At 63.2% G+C, this 25239-nt stretch carries 28 protein-coding genes, 1 tRNA gene and 1 other RNA gene; 12 read left to right on the forward strand and 18 right to left on the reverse strand.

The features are described 5' to 3' along the window. Positions 1–4 precede the first annotated feature (4 nt). Positions 5–1354 (reverse strand): aminopeptidase P N-terminal domain-containing protein, encoded by a 1350-nt coding sequence (locus EPB08_RS14505; RefSeq protein ID WP_130619801.1) that lies wholly within the window; start codon positions 1352–1354, stop codon positions 5–7. Further along, entirely contained in the window at positions 1312–1872 is a 561-nt protein-coding gene (locus tag EPB08_RS14510; protein WP_130619802.1) for a UPF0149 family protein, read from the reverse strand. Before EPB08_RS14510 ends, EPB08_RS14505 begins: the two co-directional genes overlap by 43 nt. A 102-nt stretch (positions 1873–1974) precedes the next feature. Between EPB08_RS14510 and EPB08_RS14515 the strand changes: the two genes are divergently transcribed. The 6 genes from EPB08_RS14515 to rpiA all read left to right on the forward strand — a co-directional run bounded on the left by EPB08_RS14515 (position 1975) and on the right by rpiA (position 4815). Beyond that, a complete protein-coding gene (locus EPB08_RS14515) occupies positions 1975–2214 on the forward strand; it encodes a TIGR02449 family protein (protein ID WP_130619803.1) in 240 nt (79 codons plus the stop codon). Between the two features lie 7 nt (positions 2215–2221). Then, entirely contained in the window at positions 2222–2530 is a 309-nt protein-coding gene (locus EPB08_RS14520; RefSeq protein ID WP_425598259.1) for a cell division protein ZapA, read from the forward strand. A gap of 6 nt (positions 2531–2536) precedes the next feature. Further along, a non-coding RNA gene (gene ssrS, locus EPB08_RS14525) (6S RNA) lies at positions 2537–2723 on the forward strand. 81 nt (positions 2724–2804) lie between these two features. Beyond that, entirely contained in the window at positions 2805–3419 is a 615-nt protein-coding gene (locus tag EPB08_RS14530; RefSeq protein ID WP_130619805.1) for a 5-formyltetrahydrofolate cyclo-ligase, read from the forward strand. A 262-nt stretch (positions 3420–3681) separates the two neighbouring features. Continuing rightward, positions 3682–4146, forward strand: a complete 465-nt coding sequence (locus EPB08_RS14535) for an EVE domain-containing protein (RefSeq protein ID WP_130619806.1) — start codon at positions 3682–3684, stop codon at positions 4144–4146. Positions 4147–4173: 27 nt separating this feature from the next. Beyond that, on the forward strand, positions 4174–4815 hold the full coding sequence (gene rpiA / locus EPB08_RS14540) for a ribose-5-phosphate isomerase RpiA (RefSeq protein ID WP_130619807.1): 642 nt from the start codon (positions 4174–4176) through the stop codon (positions 4813–4815). Between the two features lie 140 nt (positions 4816–4955). Here rpiA and EPB08_RS14545 read toward each other — a convergent pair whose 3' ends face one another. Both EPB08_RS14545 and EPB08_RS14550 read right to left on the reverse strand, forming a co-directional pair. Beyond that, a complete protein-coding gene (locus EPB08_RS14545; protein ID WP_165418510.1) occupies positions 4956–7097 on the reverse strand; it encodes a S53 family peptidase in 2142 nt (713 codons plus the stop codon). Between the two features lie 311 nt (positions 7098–7408). After that, positions 7409–9082, reverse strand: a complete 1674-nt coding sequence (locus tag EPB08_RS14550) for an MFS transporter (protein ID WP_130619809.1) — start codon at positions 9080–9082, stop codon at positions 7409–7411. Between the two features lie 253 nt (positions 9083–9335). Here EPB08_RS14550 and EPB08_RS14555 point away from each other — a divergent pair, with 253 nt between their 5' ends. Next, on the forward strand, positions 9336–10187 hold the full coding sequence (locus EPB08_RS14555; protein WP_130619810.1) for a DUF4339 domain-containing protein: 852 nt from the start codon (positions 9336–9338) through the stop codon (positions 10185–10187). 58 nt (positions 10188–10245) lie between these two features. Here EPB08_RS14555 and EPB08_RS14560 read toward each other — a convergent pair whose 3' ends face one another. From EPB08_RS14560 to rplM, 6 genes are all read right to left on the reverse strand, one after another. Continuing rightward, on the reverse strand, positions 10246–10668 hold the full coding sequence (locus EPB08_RS14560; RefSeq protein WP_130619811.1) for a DUF6326 family protein: 423 nt from the start codon (positions 10666–10668) through the stop codon (positions 10246–10248). Positions 10669–10687: 19 nt separating this feature from the next. Next, positions 10688–11398 (reverse strand): DUF4386 domain-containing protein, encoded by a 711-nt coding sequence (locus EPB08_RS14565; RefSeq protein ID WP_130619812.1) that lies wholly within the window; start codon positions 11396–11398, stop codon positions 10688–10690. A 517-nt stretch (positions 11399–11915) separates the two neighbouring features. Then, complete coding sequence (locus tag EPB08_RS14570) at positions 11916–12272, reverse strand: DUF1428 domain-containing protein (RefSeq protein WP_130619813.1); 357 nt, start codon at positions 12270–12272, stop codon at positions 11916–11918. Between the two features lie 286 nt (positions 12273–12558). After that, positions 12559–12632 (reverse strand) — tRNA-Gln (locus EPB08_RS14575). Positions 12633–12686: 54 nt separating this feature from the next. Further along, positions 12687–13079, reverse strand: coding sequence for a 30S ribosomal protein S9 (gene rpsI / locus EPB08_RS14580; protein WP_038623370.1), 393 nt, complete (start codon positions 13077–13079; stop codon positions 12687–12689). A gap of 9 nt (positions 13080–13088) precedes the next feature. Then, positions 13089–13517, reverse strand: coding sequence for a 50S ribosomal protein L13 (gene rplM, locus EPB08_RS14585; RefSeq protein ID WP_130619814.1), 429 nt, complete (start codon positions 13515–13517; stop codon positions 13089–13091). A 131-nt stretch (positions 13518–13648) separates the two neighbouring features. Between rplM and EPB08_RS14590 the strand changes: the two genes are divergently transcribed. Together EPB08_RS14590 and coq7 are read left to right on the forward strand one after the other, a co-directional pair. Next, a complete protein-coding gene (locus EPB08_RS14590; RefSeq protein WP_130619815.1) occupies positions 13649–14866 on the forward strand; it encodes a (Fe-S)-binding protein in 1218 nt (405 codons plus the stop codon). Continuing rightward, positions 14863–15504, forward strand: a complete 642-nt coding sequence (gene coq7, locus EPB08_RS14595; protein ID WP_130619816.1) for a 2-polyprenyl-3-methyl-6-methoxy-1,4-benzoquinone monooxygenase — start codon at positions 14863–14865, stop codon at positions 15502–15504. The genes EPB08_RS14590 and coq7 overlap by 4 nt, the downstream gene beginning before the upstream one ends. Before the next feature lie 521 nt (positions 15505–16025). Here the strand turns inward: coq7 and speD are convergent. Then, on the reverse strand, positions 16026–16811 hold the full coding sequence (gene speD, locus EPB08_RS14600; RefSeq protein ID WP_019465856.1) for an adenosylmethionine decarboxylase: 786 nt from the start codon (positions 16809–16811) through the stop codon (positions 16026–16028). A 356-nt stretch (positions 16812–17167) separates the two neighbouring features. On the opposite strand from speD, the gene crp reads away from it, so the two are divergent. After that, positions 17168–17782: a cAMP-activated global transcriptional regulator CRP gene (gene crp, locus EPB08_RS14605; RefSeq protein ID WP_229238352.1), complete on the forward strand. Its 615-nt coding sequence runs from the start codon at positions 17168–17170 to the stop codon at positions 17780–17782. Between the two features lie 73 nt (positions 17783–17855). Here the strand turns inward: crp and EPB08_RS14610 are convergent, their stop codons facing one another. The 5 genes from EPB08_RS14610 to EPB08_RS14630 form a co-directional block, all read right to left on the reverse strand. Further along, entirely contained in the window at positions 17856–18842 is a 987-nt protein-coding gene (locus EPB08_RS14610) for a bifunctional helix-turn-helix transcriptional regulator/GNAT family N-acetyltransferase (protein ID WP_130619817.1), read from the reverse strand. A gap of 146 nt (positions 18843–18988) precedes the next feature. After that, positions 18989–19690, reverse strand: a complete 702-nt coding sequence (locus EPB08_RS14615; protein WP_130619818.1) for an HAD family hydrolase — start codon at positions 19688–19690, stop codon at positions 18989–18991. A gap of 6 nt (positions 19691–19696) precedes the next feature. Continuing rightward, positions 19697–20491 carry an indole-3-glycerol phosphate synthase TrpC gene (trpC, locus tag EPB08_RS14620; RefSeq protein WP_130619819.1) on the reverse strand — a complete coding sequence of 265 codons (795 nt, stop codon included), beginning with the start codon at positions 20489–20491 and terminating at the stop codon, positions 19697–19699. A 42-nt stretch (positions 20492–20533) separates the two neighbouring features. Next, on the reverse strand, positions 20534–21607 hold the full coding sequence (gene trpD / locus EPB08_RS14625; RefSeq protein WP_130619820.1) for an anthranilate phosphoribosyltransferase: 1074 nt from the start codon (positions 21605–21607) through the stop codon (positions 20534–20536). Further along, on the reverse strand, positions 21604–22200 hold the full coding sequence (locus tag EPB08_RS14630; protein ID WP_130619821.1) for an anthranilate synthase component II: 597 nt from the start codon (positions 22198–22200) through the stop codon (positions 21604–21606). The genes trpD and EPB08_RS14630 overlap by 4 nt, the downstream gene beginning before the upstream one ends. A gap of 352 nt (positions 22201–22552) precedes the next feature. Here EPB08_RS14630 and EPB08_RS14635 point away from each other — a divergent pair, with 352 nt between their 5' ends. Both EPB08_RS14635 and EPB08_RS14640 read left to right on the forward strand, forming a co-directional pair. Next, complete coding sequence (locus tag EPB08_RS14635) at positions 22553–23032, forward strand: Panacea domain-containing protein (protein WP_130619822.1); 480 nt, start codon at positions 22553–22555, stop codon at positions 23030–23032. Positions 23033–23044: 12 nt separating this feature from the next. After that, entirely contained in the window at positions 23045–23515 is a 471-nt protein-coding gene (locus EPB08_RS14640; RefSeq protein ID WP_130619823.1) for a hypothetical protein, read from the forward strand. Positions 23516–23592: 77 nt separating this feature from the next. Here the strand turns inward: EPB08_RS14640 and EPB08_RS14645 are convergent, their stop codons facing one another. After that, complete coding sequence (locus EPB08_RS14645) at positions 23593–23967, reverse strand: ASCH domain-containing protein (RefSeq protein WP_130619824.1); 375 nt, start codon at positions 23965–23967, stop codon at positions 23593–23595. Beyond that, positions 23945–24994 (reverse strand): GNAT family N-acetyltransferase, encoded by a 1050-nt coding sequence (locus tag EPB08_RS14650; protein WP_130619825.1) that lies wholly within the window; start codon positions 24992–24994, stop codon positions 23945–23947. The genes EPB08_RS14645 and EPB08_RS14650 overlap by 23 nt, the downstream gene beginning before the upstream one ends. Between the last annotated feature and the right edge of the window lie 245 nt (positions 24995–25239).

Genomic DNA, 25239 nt, shown 5'->3' on the forward strand with positions numbered 1-25239 from the left:
GCGATCAGCGCGCGGCCAGCAAAGCCTCGATCTCGTCGGCGTCCTTGGGCACGTCGGACGTCAGCACGTCGTTGCCGTCGCGGGTGACCGCCACGTCGTCCTCGATGCGGATGCCGATGCCGCGCCAGCGCTCGGCCACGCTGAAATCGCCAGGGGGCACGTAGATGCCCGGCTCCACCGTCACCACCATGCCGGGCTCGAGGATGCGCGGCTCGCCGTCCACGCGGTAGTCGCCGACGTCGTGCACGTCCAGGCCCAGCCAGTGGCCGGTCTTGGCGGGGAAGAAGCGCTTGTAGCTGCCTTCGGCAATCGCATCGTCGGCGCTGCCCGGGATCAGGCCGAGCGCACACAGCCCTTCGGCAATCACCCGCACAGCCGCTTCATGCGCGGCGCTGAATGCACGACCGGGCATCACTTCGTCGATGGCCGCCAGCTGTGCGGCATGTACGACTTCGTACAGTGCGCGCTGCTCGCGGGTGTAGCGACCGCTGATGGGGAAGGTGCGCGTGATGTCGGATGCGTAGCAATCCATCTCCGCACCCGCATCAACCAGCAAAAGGTCACCCTCGCACAGCACGGCACGGTTGGCGGTGTAATGCATCACACAGGCGTTGTGCCCGCTGGCCACGATCGGAGGAAACGCCGGCACCGCGCCGCGGCTGCGCATCACGCGCAGGATCTCCGCTTCCACTTCGTATTCGTGGCGTCCGGCCAAGGCCGCGTGCATCGCAGCAAGGTGCGCTTCGGCCGCAATCGACGCCGAGGTCTTCATCAGCTTCAGTTCGCCGCGCGACTTGTACAGACGCAGGTCGTGCAGCAGATGTCCCAGTGCGACGAACTCTTTCGGCACCACACCACCGCCGCGCAACTGGCGCAGGCGGCGCATCCAGCCGAGCAGGCGCGCATCGAACTCCGGTTCGCTGCCGAAATGGCAGTAGACGCGCGCCCTGCCCTCGATCATGCCGGGCAGGATGTCGTCGATGTCGTCGATCGGAAACGCGTCGTCCATGGCGTGCTCGCTGACGGCGCGATCGGTGCCGATGGTCTCGCCGTGCCAGCGCTCATGTTCTTCGTCGCGCTCGCGACAGAACAGCACCGCTTCGCCATGCTTGCGTCCCGGCAACAGGGCCAGCACGGCATCGGGCTCGGGAAAACCCGAGAGGTAATGCAGGTCCGAGTCCTGCCGATACGGCCAGTTCGCGTCGGCATTGCGCACGCGCTCGGGCGCGGCGGCAATGAGCAGCACGGCGTCCTCGCCGGCCATGCGCATCAGCTGGCGGCGACGACGCGTGTATTCCTCGGACGAAATGCTCAATGCAGCGTGTCGTTCTGGCTGGCGGGGCGCTTCGCGCATTCGGCGAACAACAGCATGGCGCCCATGCGCACGAACTCATGCACTTCGATCAGCGCATCCTCGTCTTCGGCCTCGTCACCGAAGTCGAACGAGGAGGCGGCAATGGTGCCGAGGTCGCGCAGGATCTCCTGCGCCTCTTCGGACAACTTGCCGTGCGTCTCGGCGCCAGCGAGGCCGAAGCCACCCAGGAAGCCACGACACCAGTCCACCAGCGACTCGGCCCGCTCGGGCAGAGGGCGGTCATCGGCCGGCAGCAGGGGTTCGAAACCCAGCTCAGGGTCGGCCAGCTCGGCCTCGCTCTGCTTGACCAGCCGTTCGAGCAGGGCCTGGTCACGGCCAGCGGGCACCACCTCGGCGTCCATATGCAGCGCCTCGATCAGCGACTGCTTGCCGACGCGGGCGCCGCCCGACAGGAATCCGCAGAGGGAGCCATGCAGCTCGCTGGCCGGGACAGCCAGCTTCAGATGGACCACGGTGTCGTCCAGTTCGTCGTAGCCAATGAGCTCATCAGCGGCCATGGCCATACTCCATTCAGGGCAAGCCGCCAGTTTAATGCACCGCCCCGGGGAACGTGGCGGAGCCTGCTGTTTTGGCCGGACGGCCTGCTATAGTTCCGGGCCATGAGCGCGCCCGAATCCGTCAAGCCAGATCCCGTCAAGCGAGAGCTAGCAGCCCTCGGCGAACAGGTCGATCGCCTGCTCGACACCGTGCGTCGTCTCAATGAGGAAAACCGCAGCCTGCGGCACAGCCAGGAACAGCTGGCGAGTGAGCGAGCAGGCCTGATGGCGCGCAACGAACAGGCGCGCAGCCGCGTCGAAGCGATGATCCAGCGACTGAAGGCGCTCGAAAACAATGGCTGAGAGCAGCGTGAGCAACACCGCCAGCGAACCGGTCGCCCTGCGCCTGGTCGATCGCGAATTCCTCATCGCCTGCGCGCCGGAAGAACGCGAAGGCTTGCTGGAATCGGCCGCCTACCTCGATCGCAAGATGCGCGAATTGCGTGCCAACGCCAAGGCGCCGGGCTTCGATCGGCTGGCCGTTCTGGCTGCGATCAGCATCACGCACGAATTCCTTGCCTTGCGCAAGCAGCACGGCGGATCCGACCAGAGCGTGACTGATGGTCTGGCCGCATTGCGACAGAAGCTTGAAGCGGCACTGGACACCCACATAAAATAGCCACGGCGTTTTCTGCGGTGTGCGCCAGCACACTCTTACATTTGCCTTGTTCCTAAATACGGCCCCGGGTCGGCTTTTCATCGGTCGTTGTGCATGTCCGCCGCGTGCGGAAAGCCTTGAGACCATGTCGCCCTCCCACCTGATCCATCGTGGATCAAGGTCGTTCGGTGGGCAGCGGCATCGCGGTTAACGCCACCTCATTCCCCTCGTACGGCGCCTCTGGCGCCGGGCGTTCAGGTCCGTTCGCGGGCCCGCACTGGCAGGAGACGCGAACGTGGACGCCCAGCGACGCGAACTACGCCGGCAACTGGCCGAGCAGCGCCGCGCGCTGACGCCACCCCAGCGCATCGCGGCCGCCCAGGGCCTGCGGCGCAGCCTGGAACAGCTGCCCGAATACCTCACCGACGCTCGCGTCGCCGGCTACTGGGCCTGCGACGGCGAATTGCCGCTGAATCTGGTCATACCGCCCCTGGCCACGCGCGGCCAGCAGTTCCTGCTGCCGGTGATCGGTCCCAACTACCAGCTCCGCTTCGCCCCCTGGCACGCCGGCGAGGACGTCGAGCCGAACCGGTATGGCATTCCTGAACCGGTATCGCCCCGGGAACTGCTGGAGCCGTTCCAGTTGGACCTGGTACTGGTGCCGCTGACGGCCTTCGACCGCCGTGGCAATCGCCTCGGCACCGGCGGCGGCTACTACGATCGCGCCTTTGCCTTCCTCAACGAGCAGGTCCGTCCGACCGAGCCGCTGTTGGTCGGAATAGCCTATGCGTTCCAGGAATTGCCGGAGATCGACGAGCAAGACTGGGACGTGCCGCTGGATTTCATCGCCACCGACCGCGAACTGATCGACTGCCACGCCAACGGCGAGGATGGAGAAGCCCACGCATGAGCAAGCCCAAGAGCCTGCCTTCATATGCCAAGTGCCTCGCGTTGCGCTTGAGCGGTCGCCAGGCGCTAGTGCGTGGCGCAGCGCCTGCCTGGCTGGCAGGTCAAGCCGCGCGCTATCGCCTGGCGACCGCTCAAGCGCAACCCGATGGGCCGAAGCTGTTTGCCCGCAGCGCGGCGTCATCACTCGGTCGTGTATCGACATACACTCCCTCGTTCTTCCTTGTTCTGCGGGCAAACAGCTTCCGGCGCGAGGTACTTGGCATATGAAGGCAGGCTCTCGCCACTGGCTGATGAAGTCCGAGCCGGACGCGTTCTCCATCGATGACTTGAAGCGCAAGGGCCAGGAAGCCTGGGACGGCGTGCGCAACTACCAGGCGCGCAACTTCATGCGCGACGGCATGCGCATCGGCGACAAAGTGTTCTTCTATCACTCCAACTGCGACGAGCCCGGCATCGTGGGCCTCGCCGAAGTGGCCACCGACGCCTATCCGGATCCGTCCCAGTTCGATCCCAAGAGCAAGTACTTCGATTCCGCCGCCTCGCGCGACAACCCGCGCTGGATGCTGGTGGAAGTGAAGTTCGTCAAAAAGCTCAAGCGCACCATCACGCTGAAGGAACTCCAGTCCGATCCGGCGCTGGTCGAGATGCCGCTGGTGCGCAAGGGCAACCGCCTGTCGGTGATGCCGGTGGGCGCGCCCGAGTGGAAACACATCCTGGCGATGGAATAACGCTTTCACCCTTATCGGAATCTACCCATGAGCAACGCCAACGAAAAACGCCAGGCCGGCGAAGCCGCCATCCGCTACGTCGAGGACGGCGCCATCATCGGCGTCGGCACCGGTTCCACCGTCGCCTTCTTCATCGATGCGCTGGCCGACCTCAAGGACCGCATCCAGGGCGCGGTATCCAGCTCGGAGCAGTCCACCGCGCACCTCAAGCGCCTGGGCATCCCCGTGCTCGACCTCAACGCCACCGGCTCGCTCTCGCTGTACATCGACGGCGCGGACGAATGCGATCCGCACAAGCGCCTGATCAAGGGCGGCGGCGCCGCGCTCACACGCGAGAAGATCGTGGCCGAGGCCAGCGACAAGTTCGTATGCATCATCGACTCCAGCAAGCGCGTCGATCTGCTGGGCAAGTTCCCGTTGCCGATCGAGGTGATCCCGATGGCACGCAGCCTGATCGGCCGCGAGATTGTCAAGCGCGGTGGCAATCCGGTGTGGCGCGACGGCGTGGTTACCGACAACGGCAACTGGATCATCGACGTGCATGGCTGGCAGATCGCCGATCCGGTGGCGCTGGAGAACGATCTCAACCAGGTTCCCGGCGTCGTTGCCGTCGGCCTGTTTGCACGCCGCGCGGCGGATGTGGTGCTGGTGGGCGACAAGGTGATGTGACGCGCCCCTCCATTTTGGGGTGAGGGATCCATCTCACGACAAGGCGTCATCGAGTCCTCCTGTGCGATGAGCCGCAGCGAGCCCCGAAAAAAACGCCCCCGGTCTCCCGGGGGCGTCTTGTTTTACCGGTCAATCGTTCGTCATGGCCAGTTGTTCACCAGGTTGGCCGCGTTCACCGTACCGATGCCGGTGGCAAAGTCCCAACCCGTGCCGGTGCCGTAGGCCTTGGCATAGCTCGTGGTCGAGGTCGACAGCACGCCGTAGGTACCCGACGGGCGATAGCAGCTATGCGTGCCGGTGCAGTTCACGTCCATGTCGCCCTGGGTGACGTCATAGAAGATGCAGCTGCCGCCGGCGGCATTGCCGTTGCTCGAGTTGCACGAGGTGCTGCCGCTGGTGCCGTACTCGGTCTTGGCCAGGGAGTAGAGCGTCGGGTTCGGGTTGCCCACGCTGGCACCGATCTTCTGGTTCACCAGGGCCTGGATGCCCGCCATGATCGGCGAGGCAAACGAGGTGCCACCCGCGCCAGCCCAGCCACTCGGGGCGCCCGTGCAGGCCACGCCGCCACCGGCGGTATTGGTGTAGCAGTACACGTAGTAGTGGCCCCACACGCCATTGGCGGCGAACAGCGAGACGTCCGGGATGTCACGCACGCCATCGGCCGGGTTACCGAGGAAGCCGGACTGCCACGACGGCTTGGCCGTGCCCTTGCAGGTACCGCTGACCACGCCACTGGTGCTGGCCTTGCCGCTGGCGCAGCCGCTCGGACCACCGCTGCCCGAAGCCGTCGTCAGGTAATACTCCTTGCCGGTGGCGCTGTTGCAGAAGCCACTGGTGCCGTAGGGCGTGCTGTAGCCGCTCTTGCTGCTGATCAGCGCGCTGGCGCAGGAGTCGTTCCACGGGATCTCGGGGATGTACGACAGGGCCGAGCCGTAGGTGGAGCCGTTGGTCGAGCTCCAGTACGTGCTGTTGGTCCCTGCGTAGGTATCACCGAAGTCCGTGCCGCCCACCGCCACGTTGTACGGGGTGGACGCAAAGCCACTGACGCCGATGCCGTGAGTGGCATTGGTCTTGTCGGCATCGCAGCTGGCGGCACCCTCGTCACCCGAGGACACGAACACCGACACGCCCTCACTCGCGGCCTGCTCGTAGGTGGAGATGTAGGCCGCATTCGCGGTCGCACCGTTCTCCGCCTCACACTCGCCGTAGCTGACGCTCATGATCGCCGGCGGCGTGCCGGAAGCGTTGATCAGGTTCTCGATCGCGATCAAGCCACCGAAGGTGGTCGAGGTATCGGCACAGGACGCCAGCTCCAGCGTGGCACCCGGTGCGGCCGCACCGGCCCACTCCACGTCCAGCTCTGCCTCGCCATCGTTGCCGGTCACCACGCCCGGGTTGGTACAGCTACTCGGATGCACCTGGGTGAAGGTGGCGGTCGGCAGGCCGAAGGTCGAACGGAAGGTGGTGATATCGGCGGTCGAGTACACGTTGGTGTCTTCGATGAGCACGATGGTCTGACCCGTGCCGGTGATGCCCGCGTTGTACACCGGGGTGAAGTTGTAGATCTTGGCCAGATCCGCCGGCACCACCGCCTGGTACGTGCTGCCGCTGCTGGTGAAGGTGTAGTCAGCGTGCGGCTTGAAGTTCGTATGCGGGCGGAAGTCGTGCAGCGAGACCAGGCCCTGCACCACGCCGGCAAACGCGGCCGGGATCTGCGGATCGCTCATGTTGGCGATGTGCGCGACGTTGTTGACGCTCAGATGATGGATCTCCGTGCGGAAGGCGCTGCGCACCAGTCCGGCCGTACCCGAGAAGTCGATCATCGTGCCGCTGGGATAGACCTGGTTGACGGTGAAACCGTGGGACTTCAGCCAGCTTGTCACCGCATCGATATCGAGCTGCGAGGGACCGTACTGCTGACCGAATTGTTCGGCCGTGAGCCACTGGCGATAGTTCGGCGAGCCCTTGGTCTGCTGTGACTGCATGAACTGCTCGAGCGCAGCTTCGCGATCGGCGGGACGCTTCAGCAACAGCTGCAGGTGCTCCAGCGGCTGGCTGTCGGCAACCGCGCCGCGGTCGTTGTCAGCCGTGGCGAATGGCGACACGTTGCCCGGCAACGATACGCGATCGTTGTCGTTGGGCGCGCGTGTCACCTGTGGAGCAGACAGCAGGCCGATGGTGCCTGCCTGTGCGTGCGTGGCGTAGGTAGTGCCTACGCCCGCTGCCAACAGCGTCAGCAGCGCTCTTGCGGTCACTCGACCGCATACGGATTTGAATCTCACGTTGCTTCCTCCCACGAAAAGGTTTCGGAAAGGTCGTCCGGACGCACGACGCCAACGCCCCCTACGCTGAGGGTGGCCCATGGACCTACGCAAGAAATTGCTTTGCCGCCTCCCCATACGACACGGCCATCGAAGACCGAGCGGCCCTTCGAGCGATAACGCCCGACCGCTTACGTGTTCCTTTCACTCACCCTGAAAAACGGTCGAATGCCGTAGATTTTGTGCCAACCATCACACGTGTTGCACTTCTGCCACACACAAGCTTGCGAAGACTCCGACAAGATCCTGCTTTCGTAGCGCAGGATAGCCGTCTAAATGTCCTGACCGTCGTCCGCAGGTTGGTCGTCATAGCGGATCGACTGATACGTCACGCTCAAGGTGACGCGCGGCGGCTCGTCGTCTTCATGCAACGCCCTCACCTGGTCGATAAGCGCCTTGTCTGACAACGTCATGCGATCGAGCATGCGCAGGTGCTGCAGCCAGCTTTCGACCAGCAGCATCTCGCGCCAGACTTTCTCGTTGCGGACATCGCGGAACAGTCCCCAGTAGCGGCCGCCATTGCGCAAGCGCAGGCTGCGCAGTGCGTCGGACATCGCCACGAATTCGGCCGCGCGCTCGACGGGAATGATGTACTCGATCGACATCGCCACGTCGCCACGCTCGTGATCGAAGTCGAGCTGCGGCGGGTTCGTCTTGCCCCGCGTGACCAGTCGCAGGCTGCCTGCATCCAGTTGCGGGAATTGCGAGTGATAGAGCAGGAAGGTGGCGATGGCCGTCACGATCGCCGAGGCAAGGATCGCGCCCGATACGCTCATGGTTTCGGCGAGATGGCCCCACAGGAACGAGCCGATGGCCAGGCCTGCATACAACGCGGTCTGGTAGAGCGCGAGCGCACGTCCCTTCACCCAGTCCGGCACCAGGATCTGCACATTGGCGTTGTACTCGGTGAGTGCGGCGATCCAGCACGCACCCGCCACGCCCAGCGCCGGCATCATCACGGCCAGGCTTCGCGCATAGGCCAGCAGCACGAGCATCACCGCCAGCGTGCCAGCTGCCATGCTGATCAGGCGACTCGAACCCACCCGGCGGCGCAGCGACGGCACCAGCACGCTGCCGAGGATCGCACCGATACCCAGCATGCCCAGCATGTAGCCGTACAACGCCGCGCTGCCGTCTGGAAAATCACGCGCAACCAGCGGCAGCAGGGCCCATATGACGCTGGCCGTGAAGCCGAACATGAAGGAACGCAGCATGGCGAGCCGCGTCACCGTGGAATTCCAGGTAAAACGGAGCGCAGCCACCACCCCTTCGCGAATGCCTTCGGGCGGCAGGCTGCGCACGGGCACTTCACGGCGCCAGTACCAGAGGGCCGCCAGCAGCGCGATGTAGCTCAGCGTATTGACCAGGAACACCCAGCTCGGCGCGAGCACGCTCAACATGAGGCCACCCAGCGCCGGTCCCAGCGCGCGGGCAACGTTGTAGTTCACGCCGTTGAGCAGCACGGCCGAACTGACCATCTCACGCGGCACCTGCTCGCCCACGGCCGATTGCCACGCCGGCACGGTGATCGCACTGCCAAGTGATATCCACAGCACGGCCAGGATCAGCACCAACGGATCCAGGTAACCGATGAAGGCCAGCACCGTGAGGAAGATCGCGCCGGCCATCTCCACCGCCTGCCCGATCAGCATGATGCGTCGCTTGTCGTAGTTGTCCGCCAGCACGCCCGTGGCAATCGACAACACGACCAGCGGCGCCGCCGACGCGACCTGCACCATTGCCACCATGATGGGACCGGCATGCGCCGCCGTGATCACCCAGGCCACGGCCACGGACTGCGCCCAGGTGCCGAGGTTGCCGAGCAGGTTGGCGATCCAGATATGGCGGAATGCCGTCACGCCAAGCGGCGACAGGATGCTGGCCTCACGGGGCGATGATTCCGCGCGCGGGGCAGCATCCACTTCCGGCGAGGTCGATTGCAGCATCCTGGTGACTGACGTCCCGTGATTCCAGCTAGGTTCCGCGTTCGCTCGTCCTCGATGCGTGAACGTCCACGCTGCCTTGTGACGGCGCTCACAGGGGATTAGGCTCAATCGCGGGGAGCCAGGAAACAGGCATCGAATCCAGAGGCTGCGCGCCTAGGCGCCGTGGGCTCATGCCGATCGCAGCACTCCTCTCGACTCCACATCCGGCCGCCTTCACACGGCCGTATTCATCAACCGCAACGAGGAAAGGGATATGTCCGTCGGCGAGAAGATTTGGATTGCGGAGCACGGCGAGCGCAGCGGGCCGTTTCCGGTGGATGAGGTGCGTCGATGGATGACGGAAGGCCGCTATGACGCGCAGACGCTGGCATGGCGCAACGGCATGCCGGAATGGGCGCCACTGTACTCACTGTTTTCCGAACGCCCTGCTCCGGCCGGCCCCTTGCCGCCATCGCCGCCGCCGGCCGCCGCCGTGTTCGATGCCACGGATCGCCCCGCGGCCACGCACATGCTCGACGAACCTACCTCCGCCTATCGCGCGCCCGCAGAAGCCCCGGATGAAGACCTGCCGCCGGCGCCCTCCATGCACTGGGGCGTGCTGCTACTGCTTGGCATCGTGACGCTGGGCATCTTCACGCTCGTGTGGCCTTTCATGCAGGCCAACTGGGTCCGCAAGATCGACAAGGACAGCAAGGCGATGCTGTGGCTCGGCATCGGCGTGGTCTGCCTGGTGGTCGGCGAAGTAGTGTCGATCGGCCATCCGTTCTCGCTGCTCGGCAGCTTGTTGAGCCTGGCCTACTTCGTGCTGTTCATCACCGCCTACTTCGCCATGGCAGGCTCCATCCGCAGCAAGCTGGCTCCGCATGGGCTCCCGGTAGAGATCGGCGGCGTCACGCTGTTCTTCTTCAACACCTTCTATCTGCAAGGCCAGCTGCGCTGGATTGCTCGCTGGCAGGAAACCGGCGCGCGCCAGCCGGAGCCACCGAAGGTGGTGTTCTGGGTGTTGTGGCTGGCCGCGCTGGTTCTGGGCGCGGCCCTCGTCATTCCCGCTTACCAGCGCTACGTGCAGCGCATCCAGGCCATGCAGATGGAACAGAGCGAATAGAGAAGACAGCGCCAGGGAGCCCGGCCTCATGGCGGGCTCTCATGGCTGCACGATGGCGCTAGGCGCTGGCCACGCGAGGCCAGTGCCACGCCAACCATACGATGTACAGCGACAGCACCGCCTCGATCACGCCGAGGAACTGGTAGAACGTCCATGCGCCTGGCATCGAAATCAGGATGATGATGGCGTAAGCCACGCCCAGCGCAGCATTGAACCAACGGCTCAACACCGCAGGCAACGCCAGGGAAAGAAAGACCATCAGGCTGGGAATCGCCATCAAGGCGGCCGTGCCCAACAGGACGCCCTGAGTGGTCGGGCCTAGCGGACCCATCTGCCCTTTCAGCATGTCCTGCAGGTTGCCAGGCTGGTAGAGCCCGAAATAATCGCCGTAGATGTAGCAAAACATCAGGCTGGCCCATAGCGCGGACAGTTTCAGCCGAACGGGTACCTTGATGTCTTCCAAGGAAGGCGGCTTGGCCATGACGATTCCATGCGTCGGGTCAGAGGGGATGTGAGGGCTGAACGGGAAGCCCGATCGGGCGGCGGACGCCCACGAACAGCAGCCACAGGCAGCTGCCGATCTCGCCGATGGCGGCCGGCAGCGTCATGTAGTCGGACATGCCCATGTCGCCGTAGCCTGGCATCAGGATGCTGCACAACACGTCGACCACGTAACCCACGCAGCCGATCATCAGGAATACGCCGATGAAACGCGGCAGCAACCCCGAACGCATGACCAGGAATCCGAAGGGGAACAACCAGAGCCCCCAGAACACGCTGGTGATGAGTAATCCATGGCTGTATGCGTCGAGCGATGCGCGCACGAGCGCCATCAACTGATCGGACACGTGACTCACATCGCTGCGTTCCAGCAGCGAGAGCAGGTTCAAACGTTCCACCAGGCTCACCAAAGCGAGCGGTACGCTGATAACCACCAATGCCACCATGACGGCGGCCACCGTCGGATCGACCGCGCGCAACAGGCGGTAGAGCGCAAAGGCCAGCAGCAGGAACGCCACCTGCTCCACCAGGAAACTCGCGATGCCGTAACGGAGCAGCGGCTCGAACGCCGCCATGCGTTCCAGCGTCGCCTGCGTATCGCCATGAACGACCAGCCGTGAGGGCACGTAGCCCAGGCTGAACATGCCTGTGACCACAACGATCAGGTAGAGCAAGCCCGCCAGCCGGGCCAGCCGTGATTCCGCATTCATTGGACGCTTCCTTGTAGCCCAGTCAGCGGCCGGCTCGCGGGAACTCACCCACGGCCGGTTGAAAGTGCAGCCTTCCGTGCCACGTTATGACGAGCGGGATTTCGCGAGCTTGTGCCATTTGGCATGGCGGGCGAAGCCGGAGCACGGGAGCCATCCTCGGTGCGGCAGTCTGGGCCGGCGCTGCACCCGGCCTGGACTGGTTGAGGGCTTCGTTAAAGAAGAGCGCTGCTTTTTCGTTCAAGCCAGGGGCAAATGCTCGCCACGTACGGACCTTGGATTGCTCTTCCCACCCGCAGCTCTTCCGTGCAGCGCGATCCGTGGCAAGCGCCATGCGCTGCCCAGTCGAGCCAGGCGAATTTGTCGAACGATGCCCGCCTCCTGCCGCCATAGAAGCAAAAGCCCGACAGAAGACGTGCGCACTGAACCATGGTTTGGCCGGTGTGGCCGAACCATGCGATTCGGAGGAAAGGTTCGGCCCGCGGAGGTGTGGCTCTGCCGGGCCAAAACCAGGGTCTCCCTAGCCCGGCAGACTGACCACCGGCACGAAGCCACCGAAGATCATGCGCTTGCCGTCGAAGGGCATGCTGCTGGCGGCATCCATGCGTGGATCTTTCATGACTTTCTCCATGCCCGCATCACGGGTGGCCTTGTCGGGCCATTCGATCCAGGAGAACACCACCGATTCCTCCTGCTTCGCCTGCACGGCGCGACGGAAATCGGTGAGCTTGCCGTCGGGCACCTCATCACCCCAGCACTCCACCACCCGGATAGCGCCAAACTCCAGGAAAATGGTGTCGAACTTACCGGCGTATCCGATGAATTGCTCTCGGTTGGCACTGGGTACGGCAATCACGAAACCATCGACGTAGGACATGACTATTTCCTTTGCGGGAAGCGGCGACCAGCATGGCCGCCATCATGTATGCGACGAATGAGCATGCGCGGGATCGACAGGGGTGCGCTCTTCGTCCCGTCGCCGCTAACGGAGCCTTCTTTGAAGTGTGGTCGTGATCGGCGCAGAACGGCCACACGCAATTACCGGGTGCCCGAGATGTCCTGCCGAAGATAAGGTGCCAGGCGCATGACTTGCACCGACCAGGCCGCGGAGCACCGAAACGCAGGCAATAAAAAAGCCCTGCTTTCGCAGGGCCTTTTTATTTTGGCTGGGAGACTAGGATTCGAACCTAGATAAACGGAGTCAGAGTCCGTTGTCCTACCGTTAGACGATCTCCCAAAACCCTGCTGAGCGGTACGCTCTGACTTGATGTACCGGCCAGTCGAAGCGGGATTAGCGCTTCGAGAACTGGGTAGCGCGGCGGGCCTTGTGCAGACCGACCTTCTTGCGCTCGACCTCGCGGGCGTCGCGGGTCACGAAGCCAGCCTTGCGGAGCTGGGACTTCAGGGTTTCGTCGTATTCGATCAGGGCGCGAGCGATGCCGAGACGGATCGCGCCGGCCTGGCCGGTGATACCGCCGCCAGCGACGGTCACGTTGACGTCAAACTTGTCGGTAGCTTCGATCAGTTCGAGCGGCTGGCGCACGATCATGCGCGAGGTCTCGCGACCGAAGAACTGGTCGAGGGTCTTGCCGTTGACCGTGATCGCGCCGGTGCCCTTGCGCAGGAACACGCGAGCGGCGGAGGTCTTGCGGCGGCCGGTGCCGTAGTTCTGCTGGATAGCCATGATGGTTCCTTAGATTTCCAGCGCCTGCGGCTGCTGTGCGGTATGCGGGTGCTCGGCACCGCCGTACACCTTGAGCTTGCGATACATCGCGCGGCCGAGCGGATTCTTCGGCAGCATGCCCTTGACGGCAATCTCGATGACGCGCTCCGGATGGGTGGCCAGCAGGTCCTTGAGACTCGTGGTCTTCAGGTTGCCGACGTAACCGGTGAAGCGGTGGTACATCTTGTCGTCCAGCTTGGCGCCCGTGACGGCCACCTTCTCAGCGTTGACCACGACGATGTAATCGCCGGTATCAACGTGCGGGGTGAATTCCGGCTTGTGCTTGCCACGCAGACGGCGGGCGATCTCGGTCGACAGACGACCGAGCGTCTTGTCCGTGGCGTCAATCACGAACCAATCGCGCTTGACGCTTTCCGGCTTGGCGCTGAACGTTTTCATTTCAGAATACCTGGTCTGCCGCCACATGGGCGGTACACGTAATCGGTGGAACAAAGGCGCGAGATGATAACGGAGTTTTCATCAATCGCGCAAGCCCACCGACCGGTGGGATGCGAGCTGGCAATGATAGCATGACCAGCATGGCGCTTGAAAAGCCCCCCTATACCCGAGAACAGAAGATCGCCGCCCTGGCCGACCAGTGCGTGCAGTGCGGGCTGTGCCTGCCCACCTGCCCGACCTACGGTCTGGACGGCAATGAGGCGGAGTCTCCGCGCGGCCGCATTGCCATTGCCGCGGCCCTGGCACGCGGCGATGCCGAGCCCACGGAAGCGCTGCGCATCCACCTCGATCACTGCCTGGGCTGCCTCAACTGCGAGCGCGTCTGCCCCGCCAACGTGAAGTACGGCGAATTGCTGGTGGAAACGCGGGCCATGATCGGCCCGATGAAGCATCGCCCGCGCGGCCTGCTCACCTTGCTCAAGCAACCGACGCTGCTTCGGCTGGCGGCACAGCTCGGCGGCGCTACGGGCCTGGCGCGGTGGAAGCAGCGGCTTGCCGCCCGCCTTCCCGCGCAGTCGGCCTGGCGCGTCGCGCTGGAGACCATGCCCGATAAGCCCGACAGGGCGCCTGCTGCACCCGCACTCGAGGTTTCGACCGACGCCATCACCGTCGCGCTGTTTCCCGGCTGCGTGGCCAGCATCGAAGACGCCGGCGCGGAAGAAGCGGCGATGTTGCTGCTGCGCACGGCGGGTTATCGCGTCGTCCGGCTGCCCGCCTTCTGTTGCGGCGCCATCGACCTGCATGGAGGCGACATGCCATCGGCCGACGAGCTCGCCGAGCGTACGCGCGAAACCTGGCAGGCCTCGGGCGCAAAGCACCTTGTCACGGTCACGCCGGGTTGCCTGGGCACGTTGCGACGTGCGCTGCCAGGCGTCGCCGTGGACGATCCGATCGGGCTGCTGGCCACGCGCGCCGATCGACTGCGTTTTCGCCCGCTCGCAGGACGCATCGCCCTGCACCTTCCCTGCACGCAGGTGAATGTCGCACGCAATGAAGCGGCACTGCAGAAGTTGCTGCGCGCAATTCCGCAGCTCGACCTGCAGGTGGTGCCTCGCGCACCCTACTGCTGCGGTGCTGCCGGAACGCACATGCTGGAATTCCCGGAGCGCGCCGCACGCCTGCGCGAAGCCACGCTGGGACAAATCGCCACCGTAGCGCCGCAGCAGCTGTTGTCGTCCAATATCGGATGTCGCCTGCATCTTGCCGCAGGCATGGATGCCGAGGGCCGGCGCTGGCCGCATATGCATCCGCTGACCCTGCTGGCGCAGCAACTGGAGAATTCGCCATGAACGCACGCACGCTTTCCCCGCTCGACCGCCTGCTGGCAGGCGTCGAACGCGCCCTGGAAACCGTTGCAGGAGCGCCGGAGGCGGCACGCCCGTCGCCCGCCGACACCTTCGACGAAGCCGACATGGATGACGCCGAGCGCCGCCACGCCGCCGGCCTCATGCGCATCAACCACACCGGCGAAGTCTGCGCGCAGGCGCTCTACGACGGCCAGGCTGCATTGGCGCGCAACGACGAGAACCGCGAGCACCTGTTGCACGCCGCCGCCGAGGAGACCGATCATCTGGCGTGGTGCAACGAGCGCCTGAAGGAACTCGACAGCCGCCCCAGCCTGCTCAATCCACTGTGGTACGCCGGCAGCTACGCCATAGGCGCACTCGCTGCGCTGGCAGGCGACCCGATCAGCCTGGGCTTCGTGGTGGAAACGGAACGCCAGGTGGAGGCACACCTGGAAGAGCACCTCGACCAATTGCCCGCGCAGGATGAGCGCTCGCGTGCCGTGCTGATGCAGATGCAGGCAGACGAGATCCGCCACGCGCACAACGCCCGCGAACGTGGCGGCGTGGACTTGCCGTTCCCGATTCCGGGATTGATGCATCTGTCTTCGATGGTGATGAAGACGGTGGCGTACCGGATTTAGTGCCTCGCGCGACGCGGCCAACCGCGTTTCAACGCTATCGCGAGCACCCACCCCTCACCCCGGCCCTCTCCCCAGAGGGGAGAGGGAGAAGTGCGGGACCGACCCGAAAACCGGGATTGATTTAAGTCCTCTTCGCCTCGGCGCGTTGCGGCGTAGCGGATTCCTTCGAGGTAGCACGTCACTAATTCTGCTTGCACCGGTCGACAGGCGCTTCTATTCCACCCAACGCTGAGAGCTCTGGCTCTTAAGGCCATTTTCTTTGGGTTACTTTTCCTTTGGGCCAGCAAAAGAAAAGTGACTCGAGCGCCGGCAGGGGATCGAAACGCCCGCCGCGTAGGCGGCACCCTGGCGGAAGCGCACGAATTACTGAATGAGACTGCAGAAACCCACCTCATCGGAGGTGCCAGATCCGGAGGCTGTGGCAAGACCCGCACCCTCTCCCCAACCCTCTCCCGGAGGGAGAGGGAGTGAAAGCTTGGCAAGGCCATACAAAAAAAACCCGCCTTTCGGCGGGTTTTTCGTCACATCAGGTTGCGACCGTGGAACAACTCCTCGATCTCCCGGCGCAGCAGCGACTCGATGCGCTGGCGCTCCTTGAAGGAGAGATCGTCGGCATGCGCCTCGAACAGATACGTATCAAGGTCGAAGTCCTTGATATGCATCTTCGTGTGGAACATGTTCTCCTGGTACACGTTCACGTCGAACATCTCGTATTTCTGGCGGATGTGCTTGGCCAGATAGTCCTGCACCGAGTTGATCTTGTGGTCGATGAAGTGCTTCTTGCCCTTCACGTCACGGGTGAAGCCGCGCACGCGGTAGTCCGCGATGACGATGTCCGACTCGAAACTGTCGATCAGGTAGTTCAGGGCCTTCAGCGGCGAGATCACGCCGCAGGTGGCCACGTCGATGTCCGCGCGGAAAGTCGCGATGCCGTTGTGCGGATGCGTTTCCGGGTAGGTATGGACGGTGATGTGGCTCTTGTCCAGGTGCGCGACCACCGCGTCGGAGATCGTGTCGCGGCCCAGCTTCTCCACCACCGGCTCCTCGGAAATGAGGATGGTGACGGATGCGCCTTGCGGATCGTAATCCTGACGTGCGATGTTGAGGATGTTGGCACCGATGATCTCGGCCACATCCGTCAGGATCTGGGTGAGACGATCGGCGTCATACTGCTCATCGATGTATTCGATGTAGCGCTGGCGCTGTTCTTCAGACACTGCATAGCAGATGTCGTAGATGTTGAAGCTCAGGGCCTTGGTCAGATTGTTGAAGCCCTGCAGACGCAGGCGCGGAAGCGGTTTTACCACAGCGACTCTCCATGGCCGGGATCATGGCCAGCAGTAGAGGCGGGTTAGCTACAAGGGTCCCCGCTAGAAAATTGAACGTGAAAGCAGGAAGCTTCCACGACCCTTGTGACCGGATCACGACACGCTCGCGTCCGAAAGACCGTGAAGTATGCGGCAAAAAAAGGGAAAACTGAACCTTCGGCGGCTCAAATTAGTTGCCATAATGCCCGGAGGGGGGAAGGATTGGACACTTGGGGGCCGCCTGCGGACCCCGGATTGAATCTACGGGACTCATTGTGGCGCAACTCAAATATCAGCTACAGCAAGCTTTTGAACGTTCCCAGGCGCCGGCCAATTTCGCTCCGGATCCGGCCTCGATGGAGCGCTTCCTGGCGCTTTGCCACCGGCGCCGCTATCCGGGCAAGACGGCCATTATCCGGCCTGGCGACCCGGCCAACACCTTGTATTACATCGTCGACGGCTCGCTGGCCGTTTGCACGGAAGATGAACAGGGGCGCGAACTAATCCTGGCCTACCTGAGCCGTGGACAGTTCATCGGCGAGATGGGCCTGTTCGTGGAACAGGCGCAGCGCGAGTCGATGGTGCGCACCCGTACGGCGTGCGAAATGGCCGAAATCAGCTACGAACGCCTGTTCCAGCTGATGGAGGGTCCGCTGCGCGAGGAGTGCCCGAAGATCCTGTTCGCCATCGGCTCCCAGCTCACGCACCGCCTGCTGCGGACGTCGCGCCAGGTAAGCCGCATGGCCTTCATGGACGTGACCAATCGCATCTCCAAGACCCTGCTGGACCTGTGCCAGGAGCCGGATGCGATGACCCACCCGGACGGCACCCAGATCCGCATCTCCCGCCAGGAAGTGAGCCGCATCGTGGGCTGCTCCCGCGAGATGGTCGGCCGTGTGCTCAAGCAGCTGGAAGAGCAGCGCATGATCGACGTGGCGGGCAAGACCATCGTGGTGCGCGGGACTCGCTGACCGGCAAGCCCTGCCGGAACGACGCAAGCACGAGTGACGCCGCCCCGGCCCCTGGCCCGGGCGGCGTTTTCGTTCAGGCCTTGGCGGCGGCGCGGGCGCGACCGCCCTTTGCCGGCTGATAAACCATGTACACGTCGGCACGTTCGTAGTGCGAGCCGGGCCGGGTGGCGGACTGCATCACGAACCCAGCCTGCTCGTACATGCGCAGGGCCGTCTTCAGGCGGCTGTTGGATTCCAGGAACAGCTCCCGGCCCTCGCGCCGATGGAATTCCGCGATGGCCGCGGCCAGCAGGCTGCGCCCGGCGCCCATGCCGCGGAAGGTCTCGTCCACGCCCATCTTCGACAGCTCGTAGACGCCCAGGGACTCCTGCAGCAGCGCGCAGGTGCCGATGACCTCGCCGTCCAGGCGCGCAAAAAAGATTGCCCCGCCCGGCGCCAGCACGTAGCGCTCCGGGTCGCCCAGCAGCTCGCGGTCGATGTCCTCGATACGGAAGTGGCGTTCCAGCCATTGCGCGTTGAGGCGGTAGAAATGCTCTTTCAGGGCCGACTCGTAGGGCACGATCTCCAGCGTGGCACTGACCAGCGCGGCGTGCTCGGCCAGCATCGCCTCGACCACGGGGCGCTCCTGCAGCGCCTGCTCGGTGGCGGACAGCGCCGCCAGCAGCGTCTGCAGCCCCTCCTCGCCCAGCGACTGGATGATGCCGCGCCTTACCGCCACCCAGATCGGCCCGAGCGCCGCCAGGGCGTGGCGGCCCTTCGCGGTCAGCGCCAGCAGGCTACGGCGGCCGTCCTGGGCATCCTTGCGGCGCTCCACCAGCTCGGCATCCACCAGCTTGTCGGCCAGCTGGCTGACCGCCGAGTGGGTCTGCCCGATCGCGGCGGCCACATCGCTGACCGTGGTTTCGCCGTGCTCCCACAGGAAGCGAAGCACGGGGAACCAGCGCGACTCCACGCCCGCGCCACAGGCGCGATAGACCTCGTCCACGGCACCGTAGAAGTGATCGCTCAGCGATTTGAGACGGCTGCCAAGCGCCAGCTGGGCGAGCGAGGGGAGATACATGGCGATTCCCTGCGATTCTTATGTAAGTCCTAACGTAGTTCCGCTCGCGTGACAGAAGCAAGAACTCCCCGGGCAAAAACGCGAACAGGGCACGACCCGGCCGGATCGTACTCGAGGTGCGCTCTACAGCAGAGGGAACCGGTGGGCTAGAACCAATCCACGCGAGTGATGGTGCGGCCCAGTGCCTTTTCCAGCTTCATGCACAGCTTCGGGGTGCCGTTGACCAGCACCACCTCGGCGGCAGGCTTCAGCATGGGGATATCGAGCAGGGAATCGCTATAGGCCACATGCCACTCGCGAACCCCGAAAGCGGCCAGCTGAGCGGGTTTGCGACGGCCGATGTTGTGCAGCTTCACGCGCATGCCCAGCAGCCCGGGTCGAAACTGCGAGGCAATCACCTCCACACCACCCAGGCCAAGCTGCGCCAGGATGTGGGTGACCAGCACCTGCTCGCAGCCCGTCACCACGATTACGCGATCACCGGCAGCCTGGTGGCGACGGAGCGCGCCGAGGCCATCGCGGCAGAACTGACGAGGCCGACGAACGAGATGCTCGGCGAATGCTTCGGCCGCCGCCTTGTAGCGGCGCTCACCCACGCCCAGAAGTCCGACATGAACCAGCGTGCGCATCGCGCGGCGCCGCGAGAACGGCGTCACCAGCAGCAACCAGGGCAAGGTCAGCAACGCGCCGAACTTGCGCAGCAGCGAGTGCTGGTAGCGATCGCGCATGAAGAGATAGAAGGCATCGCCGTGAATCAGCACGCCGTCGAAATCGAACAGCACGGTACGCGGCGCGGACACGGCCATGTCCGCCGCTGCCGGCATGGAACTGCTTTCCCCTGTAGACATCGGCGCTTACTTGGTGTCGAACAATCGCTTGAGTTCCGTGCCCGGATCGTCGGCGCGCATGAAAGCCTCGCCGACCAGGAACGCATTGATACCGGCATCGCGCAGCGTCGCCACGTCGTCCGGCGTATGGATGCCCGACTCGCTCACCAGGATGCGGTCGTATTCCATCAGCTGCTGCAGTTCGATTGAGGTATCGATCGAGGTGTGGAACGTGCGCAGGTTGCGGTTGTTCACGCCGATCAGCGGCACCGGCAGCGCCAACGCGCGTTCCAGCTCCTCCGCATCGTGCACTTCGCACAGCACGTCGAGATCGAGCTCGGCGGCCAGCAGCGACAGGTCCAGCAAGGCGGCGTCGGTGAGCGCGGCAACGATGAGCAGGATGCAGTCCGCACCGATCACGCGTGCTTCGTACACCTGGTACGGGTCGATCACGAAGTCCTTGCGCAGCACCGGCAGCGAGCATGCATCGCGCGCCTGCTGCAGGAAATCTTCGCTGCCATGGAAGAAGTCGCGATCGGTGAGCACCGACAGGCAGGCTGCGCCGCCCTTCTCGTAGCTGCGCGCGATGGCCGCCGGATCGAAGTCGTGGCGGATCACGCCCTTGCTCGGGCTGGCGCGCTTCACTTCCGCGATCACCGCTGGCAAGCCGGCGTCGACCTTGGCTTCGATGGCGGCCGCGAATCCGCGTGTGTCCGGCAGGTCGCCTACGCGAGCGGACAATTCGACCAGCGGCAGTTTCGCGCTGCGCTCGGCGACCTCTTCGGTCTTGCGGGTAAGGATGCGTTGAAGGATGTCGGTCATGTCAAAAGCTTGCGGGGAGTGGGCATGAAGAGGGCGTGAGCGTCAGGCCGTTTCCGCCAGACGCTGAGTCGACGCCACGAAGTCGTCCAACTTCGCACGGGCCGCACCACTGGCGATGGTGGCGCGCGCGAGTTCGATACCGGCCGCGATGGAATCCACCACGTTGGCCGCATACAGCGCCGCGCCCGAGTTCAGGCAGACGATGTCGTGCGGCACGCCACGGCGGCCTTCCAGCGCTTCAAGCAGCATGACGCGTGACTCCTCCGCGTTTTCCACGCGCAGGTTGCGGCTGGACGCCATGGCGAGGCCGAAGTCTTCCGGTTCGACCTCGTACTCGCGCACTTCGCCGTCGCGCAGCTCGCCCACCAATGTCGCCGCGCCTAGCGAGATTTCGTCCATGCCGTCGCGGCCCCACACCACCAAGGCATGCTTTGCGCCGAGCTGCTGCAGCACGCGCACCTGAATGCCGACGAGGTCGGGGTGGAACACGCCCATCAGGATGTTCGGCGCACCCGCCGGATTGGTGAGCGGCCCGAGGATGTTGAACAGGGTGCGTACGCCCATTTCCTTGCGCACCGGTGCCACCACCTTCATGGCCGGGTGATGGTTGGGCGCGAACATGAAGCCGATGCCCACATCCTGCATGCACTGGGCGACCTTCGCCGGCGGCAGGTCGATGACCGCGCCAAGCGCTTCGAGCACGTCCGCGCTACCCGACTTGGACGACACGCTGCGTCCGCCGTGCTTGGCGATGCGCGCGCCAGCCGCGGCCGCCACGAACATCGAAGCGGTGGAAATATTGAAGCTCGATGCGCCGTCGCCGCCGGTGCCGACGATGTCGACGAAATGCTCGTGAGCCGGCAGATCCACCTTGGCGGACAGCTCGCGCATCACGCGCGCCGCACCGGTGATCTCGCCCACGGTTTCCTTCTTCACGCGCAGGCCGGTGATGATCGCCGCGGTCATCAGCGGGCTCACTTCGCCACGCATGATCTGCCGCATCAGCTCGATCATCTCGTCGTGGAAGATCTCGCGATGCTCGATCGTGCGCTGAAGAGCTTCCTGCGGCGTGATGGTGACGCGGCGCCCCACCGACGGGTTCTGCGCCCCGCTCATGCCGCCAGCTTCAGCGGCAGGCCCAGGAAGTTGCGCAGCAGGTCGTGGCCGTACTGCGTGAGGATCGATTCGGGATGGAACTGCACGCCCTCGACGTTCAGCGTCTTGTGGCGCAGACCCATGATCTCGTCGATCGAGCCATCGGGATTTTCCGTCCACGCGGTGACTTCGAGGCAATCGGGCAACGAATCCTGCTCCACCACCAGCGAGTGGTAACGCGTGGCTTCGAACGGATCGGGCAGGCCGGCGAACACGCCCTGCCCGCGATGGCGCACCGGCGAAGTCTTGCCGTGCATGATCTGCTTGGCGCGGATCACCTTGCCGCCGAACACCTGGCCGATGGCCTGGTGACCCAGGCACACGCCGAAGACCGGGATCTCGCCCGCCAGCTCGCTCAGCACGTCCAGCGACACGCCGGCATCATCCGGCGTACCGGGTCCCGGCGAAATCATGATGTGGGAGGGCTTCAGGGCACGGATGCCGGCCACGTCCAGCGCATCGTTGCGCACCACTTTCACCGACTGCCCCAGCTCGCCCAGGTACTGCACGAGGTTGAAGGTGAAGCTGTCGTAGTTGTCGATCATTAGTAGCATAGAATATGTCTAACTATTTGATTTTATTGACTATTTTGTCAACGATGGGCGACGATTTAGGGTGCCGATACCCCCAACGATACCCCCAATTTTAGTGGGTGGCAGGCGTCACAAAACCGGGGTTTGGTCGCGCCCTGAGTGCCGAGTTGGCACAGACCGCGCTTGATAAGGATAGGGGTAACCCGGTGCTAGTTGTGCACCGGAACTGACAGCCGCACGAGCCAGAAAGCCCCTGGCCGTTCCAAGCAATTGAGATTTGCTTGTGTAACACTTATCTATGAAGCACACCGACTAATGCAGCACTGGCGTACCTTTGTGGCGCTCGGTGAGCATCTTGGTGAGGAAAATACTTATGAATGCCCGCTCGCTCGCCGTTGCTAAGTACATCCTCGACCGTTGCAAGACGCACGGCGATGGTGCTGTTACGCCGATGCAATTGTTGAAGCTTGTTTATATGGCCCATGGGTGGATGCTCGGCCTTGCTGGCCGCCCATTGCTGGACGAGCCCGTGGCTGCGTGGCGCTATGGCCCCGTAGTTCCTTCGCTGTACCAGGCCATTCGAGGCTATGGCAGCAATCCCGTGCAGAACGTCCCTCTATTTAGCGGCGCTGATGTCCAGTTTGATGACACAGAACGGTCAATCATGGACCAGGTGGCTGACATATATGGCGGTTATACGGGGATCCAGCTCTCCAGCATGACTCATGAGGCCGGCACGCCATGGGACATTGCATGGCGTCAATCTGGTCAGAACACGACCATATCGAACGACCTCATAGAACAGTTCTATCGCCAGAAGGCCCAAGCCTCTGAAAAGAGTCGGGGGCACTAATCTGTGGAAGGCATGGAGCCGCAGGACGATGAAGATCCGAATGTTCTTGGACCTGCTCCGGTTCACCCGGGAAAAGAGACCTCTCAGTTAAAAGTGCCGCGCATCGCCCCACCGCAGAAGTCTGGGTGGGGGCGCTGGTTCAACGACGCGAAGGCTCGCAAAGAGAGTGCTGCGGTCAATGCCAATCGCGATCTTGATTTGGAGGCCAGGGAAGCAGACCACGACAGGCTTGAGGACTTACGTAAGCAGCTACAAGTCGGCATAAAGGTGCTGTTTTGGGTTGCGTTGATCTGTACCTGTGCAGGCATCATTGCTTGGTCTCTGCATCAACTCATCCCCGCCGGGTGGGCTTGGCTAAATGACAGCCAACTTCAGACAATCCAGCACATACTGACAACCATCGCTGTGTCAGGCTTGGTTGGTGGCCTCGCAAGACGTGTTATGGAACCGCCATCCAAATCGAAGAGATCCGATGATGACTAAGTAAAAAGCCCCGCATAGCGGGGCTTTTTTTGAGACGCGACCGGTGGAGCGATTTGCACCCACTCTCTGCTGGCAGCTCAACTTAAGTAACAAAACGACTGCGGCGCGACGCCGCTGCTGACCACCGCGCCCAGGTCTAACGGCTCCTCGTAGCGCTTTGCACGTTTGACCTTGATCGCATAGGCAGTATCACGCCCGCGGAAGTATTCGTTGAAAAACTTCCTTGTGATGCCCGCAAAACCAGATGTGAGCGACCACATAACCCGTGGCCGTCCGCTCAAGATTCCTTCGACCTCGAACTCCCCCACAACCTTACCGACCGGCTTCGTTGCATAGATCACAACCGTCTTGAGCCCTTCGGCTTTGGGTACAGCCTTTCGAAACTCAAAGCGCTTTTCCCCGGCCAAGATCTTTTCCGCGTACTCCGGCTTAATGCTTAATAAGACTTTCATCGACTTCGCCTTTGCGGATGATCTGCTGGAACTGCGCATGTGTCAGCGGCAGGAAGCCCCAACGTGCAGCGGCATCAAGCCCGACGTCTTCAATCATGAATCCTCGCGTCACCCTTTTTTTCAGCGCGATATTGTATGTGAACCTAATTACGTGCGGGTACTTCTTCGCCGCCCAAAAATTGCGCAACTCCGCATCAGTAAAAACGCTGTATGGCCGACAGTAAGCCAAAAAGGCTTCGAGGTCAGGGAACGAGTGAATCGACCGGTACTCCTCCACGACACAAACTGAAGTGGCCACGGATCTGTAGTGCGCATGTCCGGCACCATCAGATGTCCGGTAGATCAGCAAGACGTCACCAGGCTCGAGCGCGGATAGGCCCGCCATCGCTGCCAAGTACACTTTGTGAATGCTATTCGTGTGCGAAACGTCCTCAACGACGTCAGCATCTTCGTTATTTAGAATCGAATCTGGCAACAACCTTGTGTGCCACTGAGGATAAAGCGCAAGCAGCGCCACCTTATGCCCGTTGAGCGGAACTAAAGGGTAGCTGGCAGTGGGATTTACATATCCCGACCGCAAATCACGGACGAGCACCAACTCAGTGCCGTTCTGAGTGTGCTTCTCTGCCAGCGCTTTGAATCCGTAACGCTCGAACAAAGCAATGAGAGATGTGTGAGTAGCGAAGACGGTTACATAGATTTCGTCGACCTGCTCGAAGAGCGCATGATCAAAAATTTTCTTGATGAAGCGCTCGCCGAGCTTTGTACCGTGAGCGTTGATCTTCAACGTACCGATCTTGATTCGACGACGCGCCGGCAGAGGAGGAACCACATCCCCCACTTCGCCTTCTTCCACCTTCAGGTACAAGAATCCGTCTATTGCACCGCCATCACCCTCAAAAACGTAGGCGGCGTCTTCAGCCTTCTTAGCGAACCACGCCGGGAATTCGGCGTAATCGGCTTTGAGCGAATCAAAAAACGGATCGGCTAAATTGATGTCCTTGAACTTCCGCAGCTCCAAATTCATTACTCATCCTTGATTTCCCCGTTCACTCATTGTGCCGCGACAGTTTGGTACCCGCCAGCACCCGCATATGACCTTGTTTGACGAGGCCGTAAGTCCGTTTTGTGGCCTCGGGAACCCTAGGAGGACATGCTGCCCCAGCCGCGCCGCGCATCGGCGTCCGCTACACCTACACGCGCAGGTGGGGGGTATCACTGTTGGGCCTGAAGCCGATACCCCCAACGGTACCCCCAAAATCTACGGAGACT

It is taken from the genome of Dyella amyloliquefaciens (assembly GCF_004296575.1).
GTDB classification, from domain to species: Bacteria; Pseudomonadota; Gammaproteobacteria; order Xanthomonadales; family Rhodanobacteraceae; genus Dyella; species Dyella amyloliquefaciens.